Source organism: Rhizobacter sp. P3_C12 (assembly GCF_056402735.1).
In genome coordinates this window covers 1-7,247 of record NZ_JBFUGW010000293.1, presented here as the reverse complement: position 1 = coordinate 7,247, position 7,247 = coordinate 1, and the positions used below count along the sequence as shown (strand labels likewise).

Annotated in this window: 9 protein-coding genes; 1 reads left to right on the top strand and 8 read right to left on the bottom strand. The window is 71.9% G+C overall.

Features of this window, described 5'->3' with window-relative positions; translation table 11 throughout:
- The 5 genes from AC1DXV_RS28815 to AC1DXV_RS28795 all read right to left on the bottom strand — a co-directional run.
- The coding region (locus AC1DXV_RS28815; RefSeq protein WP_477936839.1) for a hypothetical protein at positions 1-1,059 on the bottom strand (1,059 nt) is incomplete at its 3' end.
- 9 nt (positions 1,060-1,068) lie between these two features.
- On the bottom strand, positions 1,069-1,329 hold the full coding sequence (locus tag AC1DXV_RS28810; RefSeq protein WP_477936837.1) for a hypothetical protein: 261 nt from the start codon (positions 1,327-1,329) through the stop codon (positions 1,069-1,071).
- Positions 1,330-1,438: 109 nt separating this feature from the next.
- Entirely contained in the window at positions 1,439-2,266 is an 828-nt protein-coding gene (locus AC1DXV_RS28805) for a DUF72 domain-containing protein (protein WP_477871681.1), read from the bottom strand.
- Between the two features lie 72 nt (positions 2,267-2,338).
- Entirely contained in the window at positions 2,339-2,803 is a 465-nt protein-coding gene (locus tag AC1DXV_RS28800; RefSeq protein WP_477936835.1) for a glycine zipper 2TM domain-containing protein, read from the bottom strand.
- 135 nt (positions 2,804-2,938) lie between these two features.
- Complete coding sequence (locus AC1DXV_RS28795) at positions 2,939-3,904, bottom strand: GlxA family transcriptional regulator (protein WP_477936833.1); 966 nt, start codon at positions 3,902-3,904, stop codon at positions 2,939-2,941.
- Between the two features lie 110 nt (positions 3,905-4,014).
- Here AC1DXV_RS28795 and AC1DXV_RS28790 point away from each other — a divergent pair, with 110 nt between their 5' ends.
- Positions 4,015-4,653, top strand: coding sequence for a cysteine hydrolase family protein (locus AC1DXV_RS28790; RefSeq protein WP_477870924.1), 639 nt, complete (start codon positions 4,015-4,017; stop codon positions 4,651-4,653).
- Positions 4,654-4,660: 7 nt separating this feature from the next.
- On the opposite strand, the gene AC1DXV_RS28785 is transcribed toward AC1DXV_RS28790, so the two are convergent.
- The 3 genes from AC1DXV_RS28785 to AC1DXV_RS28775 form a co-directional block, all read right to left on the bottom strand.
- Complete coding sequence (locus AC1DXV_RS28785; protein ID WP_477870922.1) at positions 4,661-6,376, bottom strand: hypothetical protein; 1,716 nt, start codon at positions 6,374-6,376, stop codon at positions 4,661-4,663.
- Positions 6,377-6,438: 62 nt separating this feature from the next.
- Positions 6,439-6,795 (bottom strand): hypothetical protein, encoded by a 357-nt coding sequence (locus tag AC1DXV_RS28780; protein ID WP_477870920.1) that lies wholly within the window; start codon positions 6,793-6,795, stop codon positions 6,439-6,441.
- Between the two features lie 50 nt (positions 6,796-6,845).
- Positions 6,846-7,247, bottom strand: a 402-nt coding sequence (locus AC1DXV_RS28775; protein ID WP_477936831.1) for a glycine zipper 2TM domain-containing protein, incomplete at its 5' end; no start/stop codon positions are given.

Sequence of the window (7,247 nt, the reverse complement as noted above, 5' to 3'; positions counted from 1 at the left end):
CGCGAGCGCCGCGCCATCGCCGCAGTCGCCGCGCGCGAGCGGTGCCGCCCAGCGCTGCAGCGCCGCCTGCGAGCTGCCGGCACCCCCCGCCACCGCCTGCACCACGTCGCCGTCGCCGACGGCGCGCTGCCACACCCGCACGCCCTGCTGCCCGAGGTGGGTCGCGAGCAGGCTGAAGTCGGCCGGCAGCAGGCGATCGCGGCGGAACGCGGACAGCACGCTGTCGAAGCCGCCGAGCCGCACGCCGCGGTCGTCCGCGAAACCGCGCGCGGCCGACAGCACCAGGTAGCCGGCCGGGCACAGCGCCGCCACCCGCGCCAGCGCCTGCATCGCGCCGACCGGCAGGCACACCGGCGCGCTGTTCAGGCCGGCCACGTGCCGCTCCACCAGCGTGCGCTGCAGCGGCGTCAGCGCCGCCTCGTCGACCGCGCGCCAGCGGTTGGCATCGTCGCCGTCGCGCGCATCGACCAGCTCGTGCGGCGAGGCCTCCAGCAGGCGGCCGTAGTGCGTCCCGAGCAGGCGCTGCGGCAGGTGGCGGAAGCGGTCGTGCGCCAGCACCACCACCGGGTTCGCGCCGCACCAGCGCAGCGCGCCGCCGCTCGCCAGCAGCTGCGGCGGTTCTTCGCCGTCCAGCGGCCACAGCACCGGCACCAGCAGGTTGCGATCGAGCAGGCCATGCAGCTCCGGCTCGTGGCGCCACGCGGCGACGTGCGCCTCGTCCGCGACGCAGGCCAGGTAGCGCAGCCGCTGCTCGATGCCGGGTCGCCCGCGCGTTCGTTGCAGCAAGGCCTGCAGCATCAGCCGCGCGGGTCCGCCGTCGCCCGGCATCCAGTCGACGACGTCCAGCGGGGCCTGCGCGTCCAGCAGGCCGGCCTGCTGCAGGTCGTCCCAGTACGCGCAGATCGTCTCGGCCCAGGCGCTCGCGACCAGCGTGTCGAAGTGCGAAGGCGTGTGGCCGGGTGGCGCACGGCGGGGCGGGGCAGCGGCGGCGGCGATGGGCGGGATGGCACAGGCCGGGGTGACCGGGGTGACCGAGGTGATGGCGATGTCTGCGAGCATGGAACGGCCTCAGCGAACGACGGGAAGCGTGGTGGGTGGCATCGCCGGCGACATCGAGGGCGGCATCGCCGTGGCGGCCGACTGCACGATGCGCGGCGTGATCAGGAACAGCCGCTCGCGTTTCTCGGTGTCGCCGCTCTTCTGGCGCAGCAGCAGCACCAGCGCGTCGAAGACCTTGGGCTCGATGCGCACGGCCAGGCCCGCGCGCGTCAACTGGCGGGTGGCCGCGTCGACCTCGATGTCTTCGAACCGGAATTGCTGGGTGTCCAAGAGCGCTGCACTCGCTGGCGGTGATCCGCCGTTGTAGCGAGCGATCGTCGAGAAACTGTGCAGTCCGCCGCCGGCAACGGCCGGCAGCGGGAGGTTCTCACGGGGCCGGTCAGCCCAGGCGTTCGATCAGGGCCATCGCGCCGGCGGGTGCCCGCTCCTTGGCGCCGTTGATGAAGAAGATGAACACGTCGCGCGGCGCGGCATCGCGCGGGGCTTCCACCCGCGGCAGGCCGTCGGGTTCGCCGCCGGCGGCCCAGCGCCGTGCGCAGCCGGCGATCGCCTCCAGCGCCTGCGGCTCGTAGCCGGTCGGCACGGCCGCCTGCGCCGACATCAGCCGGGCGTAGACGAACTCGCCGGTCACGTCGGCGAACGACGGATAGTCATCGGAATGGGTGAACACCGTCGCGACGCGGTGGCGGCGCGCGAGTTCCAGGTACGGCGCGGACCGGAAGCTGTCGTGCCGCACGTCCATCACATGGCGCAGCGGCCGGCCATCGACCTCGGCGGGCAGCAACTCGAGAAAGGCCTCGAAGTCGGCCGCATCGAAGCGTTTGGTCGGTGCGAACTGCCAGACGATCGGCCCGAGCTTGGACCGCAGCTCGGACAGCCCGCTGCCGATGAAGCGACCGATCGACTCGCCCGCCTCGGCCAGCACGCGCCGGTTGGTGCAGAAGCGCGAGGCCTTCAGCGCGAACATGAAGCCGTCCGGCGTCTCGTCGTGCCACTTGGCGAACGTGGCCGGCTTCATCGTGCTGTAGTAGGTGCCGTTCACCTCGATCGCGGTGAGCCGGCGGCTCGCGTACTCCAACTCACGCGCATGGGGCCAGCCGGCGGGGAAGAAGTTGTCGCGCCAGGGCTCGTAGGTCCAGCCGCCGATGCCGACGCGGATCAGGCGGCCTGCTGTCGATTCAGGCGCTATCGATTGAGAGATGCCCACGCGCTTGCTCCCGGAAGTGAAGCGCGATCATCCCCGCAACCGCGCCCTGACAGCAAGTGACAACCGGGGCCCCTACACGCGATGCAACTGGCCGCCTTCCCACTTCACGCGGTCGCCGACGCGCAGGTCGTCGACGCGCTGGAAGTCGTAGCGCTCGACGCTGCCGTTGTCGAAGCGCACGCTGACGCGGTAGATCTCGTCGTCGCGGCGGTTGCGCCGCTCGATCTGGTTGCCCACCACGCCACCGGYCACCGCACCGACGCCGGTCGCCGCGACGYGGCCCGTGCCTGAGCCGATCTGGTTGCCGACCACGGCACCCAGCACGGCCCCGAGCACCGCGCCGCCACCCGAGGTGTGGCTGGACACCGGCACCACCTCGATGTCGCGCACGCGGCCGTACTGGGCATGGGCCGACKCCGGCGCAGCCACCGGTGCATCGGCGACCGGCCGGCGCTCGTCGCGCGGCGCGGAACCGCAGGCGCACAAGGCCGCGGCGACGGTGATGGAAGCGAGGGAGGCGATGGATCGAGCGATCATGGTCTGCTCCTGTTGTTGACCGACGCTCCCATCGTCCGCGCCTGCCGGTCGCGCGCGAATCGGCGGCGACCGCGCGACCGGGTCGGTGCCCGGCGCACGCCGCTGTAGTCGTTGCCCGACAGGGGCACCCGCGCGTCAGCGGCCGCGGAACGCGCGGCGGTACTGGGTCGGCGTCACCGCCAGCCGGGCCGCGAACAGCTGGCGCAGCGACAGTGCCGAACCGAAGCCGGCCTCGGCGGCCACCGCCTCGATCGATTGGGTGCCGGTCTCGAGCAGGCGCTGCGCGCGCGCCAGGCGCTGGTTCTGCAGCCACTGCAGCACCGTGGTGCCGGTGGCCGCGCGGAAATGCCGCGTGAAGCTGCGCCGGCTCATCGCCGCGCGCGCCGCCAGCCCGTCGAGGCCATGCGGCTGGTCGAGCCGCGCGAGCGCCCAGGCCATCACGGCCGCGAGCCGCTGGTCGGCCCCGCTGCGCGGCAGCGGCTGCTCGATGTACTGCGCCTGGCCGCCCTGCCGGTGCGGCGCGACCACCATGCGCCGTGCGACGCGCGCGGCCACCTCGGCGCCGGCGAGCTCGCGCAGCAGGTGCAGGCAGCAATCGATCGCGGCGGCCGTGCCGGCGGAAGTCAGCACATCGCCGTCGTCGACATAGAGCACCTCGGCATGCAGTTCGACCTGCGGAAAGCGCCGCGCGAACTCTGCCGCCAGGTGCCAGTGCGTGGTAGCCCGGCGGCCGTCGAGCAGGCCCGCCTCGGCCAGCACGAAGGCGCCGATGCACAGCCCGACGATGCGCGCACCGCGGGCATGCGCGCGGCGCAGCGCCTGCAGCAGGGCCTCGGGCGGGCGCTCGGCGGCATCGCGCCACGACGGGACGATGATGGTCTGCGCCCGGGCCAGCGCCGCGAGGCGCTGCGTCGCACCGATCGTGAAACCGGCCGTCGTGCGCAGCGGGCCGGTCTCGCCGGCGCAGACCTGCAGCCGGAACGGCGGCACCCCGTCGCCGGCCATGTCGGGGCCGAACACCATGCACGGCACCGACAGGTGGAAGGGACTGATGCCGTCGAAGGCGACGACGGCGACGCGGTGCGGTTCGGGCGATCTCATGGCCCGATCCTATCGAAGTTGGTCATTCGGGCCACTGTCGCCCGATAGGCATCGGCCGAACAATCGATCCCGTCGACGGCACGGTGCCGTCCCCTTCCAGGAGAAATGCCATGTCCACCCAGCCCACCCCACGCCGTGCGCTGATCGTCATCGACGTGCAGAACGAATACGTCAGCGGCAAGCTGCCGATCGAGCACCCGCCGGTGTCGGGCAGCCTGCTGCAGATCGGCCGCGCGATGGATGCGGCGCGCGCGGCCGGCATCCCGGTGCTGGTGGTACAGCACAGCGAGGCCGCGGGCGCGCCGCTGTTCGCGACCGGTTCGCACGGCTGGGCGCTGCACGAGGTGGTGGCGAGCCGCCCGCGCGACCACCTCATCGAGAAGCAGTGGCCGAGCGTCTTCACCGGCACCGGCTTCGCCGACTGGCTGGCCGCGGCCGGCATCGACACGCTGAGCGTCGTCGGCTACATGACGCAGAACTGCAATGCATCGACGGTGATCGAGGCGACGCACCGCGGCTTCGCGGTGGAGTTGCTGTCGGACGCGAGTGGCGCGCTGTCGTACGAGAACGCCGCCGGCCGGGCGAGCGCCGAGGAGATCCACCGCGTGCTCAGCGTCGTGTTCCACACCCGCTTCGCCGCGGTGACCGGCACCGACGACTGGATCGCAGCGGTGCAGGCCGGGCGCACGATGGCACGCGACAACATCCCGGCGTCGAACGCACGCGCGCGGGCCGCCGTGCCGGCCTGATCAGTGATCAGTCGACGGGCCGGCGCCACACCGCCAGCAGCGCCTTGAACTTGCTCCACACCGACAGCCGCTCGTCGCTCAGCGCATCGAGGAAGTCCGACAGGCCCTTCGACTTGGCCATCGTGTAGAAGGTCAGCACCGTCGTCGCGACGAACACGAGGCCGAACAGCCACAGCTTGCGCCCGGGCGGCGCATCGGCCTCGGACAGCAGGTTCATGCCGAGGAAGCCGGTCGTCACGGTGCCGACCAGCCCGAGGATCGTCACGACGGTCAGCCGCACCACCGTGTTGGCCTGGCGGCGCAGGCTGTCGGCGTCGAGGTAGCCGTTCATGTCGGCGATGCGCTCCTTGACCTCGGCGTACAGCGCATCGAGCCCCAGGTGCGTCGAGCACATGTGGAACAGCGCGCGCACCTGCGCCTGGTCGGACACCGAATGGAACCAGTAGCGGTGCGTGAAGCGCAGGAAGGATTCGAAGCTCGCGCGGATCGCACGCTTGAAGCGCCGCACGCTGGCGGGGTGGCCGATGTCGAGTTGCCGCAAGGCCTCGACCAGCGTGTCCGAGAAACTCAGCAGCGCCGCCTTCTGGAAGTGCGCGATCAGGAACAGCAGGAAATGCTGGTGGCGGAACTGCGCCAGCACGCCGCGGTCGCGGCAGTTGTAGAAGGTGGAGCGGGCGTCGCCGACGACGATCAGCGAATGCCCGCTGCACAGGTAGCGCGTGCGCGGCGCCATGCCGGCGTCGATCCAGAAGCGGTCGTAGCAGAAGCGCTGCTCGAAATCGGCGGCGCGGCCCTGCACCGTCGACTCGAGGTAGGGCAAGGCGGTCTCGGCCTCGCTGCCGCCGATGACGAGGCCGAGGCGGATGAAGTCGCCGCGCGTGAGCCGCGCCGGATCGTCGACCGCGAGGAAACCCATCACCGGCATGCGGTGGTATTCGATCTGGCGGTAGCGCAGCAGGCCGGGCTCGCCCGAGTGGTCGCTGACCAGCGGCTGCAGCATGAACGCCCAGTGCGACGCGATGCGCGGCGCGCGGTGCTCGGCCACGTGCGCGAGGAAGGCCTCGCGCTGCCCGGAGTCGGAGCGCGCGAGCACCTGGCCGTCGGCGCCCAGCCATTCGACGCCGTGCATGCCGTGCAGCGGCGTGCCTTCGGCATCCCAGCCGGCGGGGTAGCCGCGGCCGAATCGGTAGAGCAGGTCCTGCGCCTGCGCGAGGCTCAGGTCGCTGATGCCGACCTCGAGGTTCAGCATCACGATGTCGAGGTCGTAGAAGAAGTACAGGTCGGCATGCACGACCTCCAGCGTCAGCGGGGCGTCGCCCGGCCGCCGCACCACGCGCACCGCCTTCACGTCGTGGCGGCGGAACACGCGCATCGGCGAAGCGCCGTCGTTCTTCTCACCGTTCACCTTCGCGCCATCGCGCTTCGCGCGACCCTCGCCGTACAGGAAGCGCTGCACGTAGGGCAGGAAGCTGACGAACTCGTTGTAGTGGCGCTCGTGGAAGCGGGTCGCGTCGCCGGTGTATTCGTCGACCTCTTCGCGCCACGGCGAGTCGGGCAGGTCGCGCAGCAGTTCCCACGGCCTGGCATGCCGCGCCGCGGCGCCTTCCGGCGGGATCAGGCGCAGCGGCCACAGCAGGATCTGCCGCAGGTGGCGCACCGGCTGCGAGGCGGAGGCCTCGTCGGCGGCCGGCGCGGCGACCGCATCGAGTTCGGAACTGCCCATCGTGATGCCTCGGCGAAAGATCAGCGCGAAACGATCAGTGCAATGCGATCAACGCAATGCGATCAACGCAACACCAGCCAGGCCAGCGTGCCGACGGCCGCCAGCAGCAGCACGCAGGTGCCCATCAGCAGCCGGCTGCGCAGGCGCAGCCGCTCGATGGCTTCGACGACCTTGGCGTTGTGCTCGGCCAGCGATTCGATCAACGCGGCGGCCGCCTGCTGCTGCTCGCCGAGCCGGGCCACGGCGGCTTCGAGTTGTTCGATGCGCTGATGCGGCGGCGCGGCGGGGTCGGGCACGACCACCGGTTCCGGCTGCGTGCGGGTGAACACCTTGCGCGCGCCCTTCACGAGGCCCGGCGCCGCCTCGATCACGTCACCCCACGGGATGACCTTGAGCGCGCTGATCCAGCTGATGGCCACGGCGGACTCCTGAAGGCCGCGCCGCGGCGGCCATGGCGCAGTGTAAGCAGTTAGCTGCGGCGGATCTGATTGCCGTCGACCCGCACGCGGTCACCGACCTGCAGGCCGGTGCTGCCGCTCTGCTCGAAGGTGCGCTGCTCGCCGTTGTCGAGCGTCACATGCACGCGGTAGCCGACGACCTTCTCGGAGCGGTTCTTCTCGATCTTGTTGCCGACGACGGCACCGCCGACCGCGCCCGCGACCGTCGCCACGTCGCGCCCGGTGCCGTTGCCGATCTGGTGACCGAGCACGCCGCCGAGCACACCGCCGGCGACGGCACCGACACCGCTCGGCTTGGAGGTCGCCGTGATCGGCTCGATGCTGCTGACCTGGCCGGTGSGGTCGCTGCGCACCGGTGCGGGCGCGGGTGCCGCCACGCGGTAGGCCGGGGCGGGCGCCGGCACCGCCTGCAC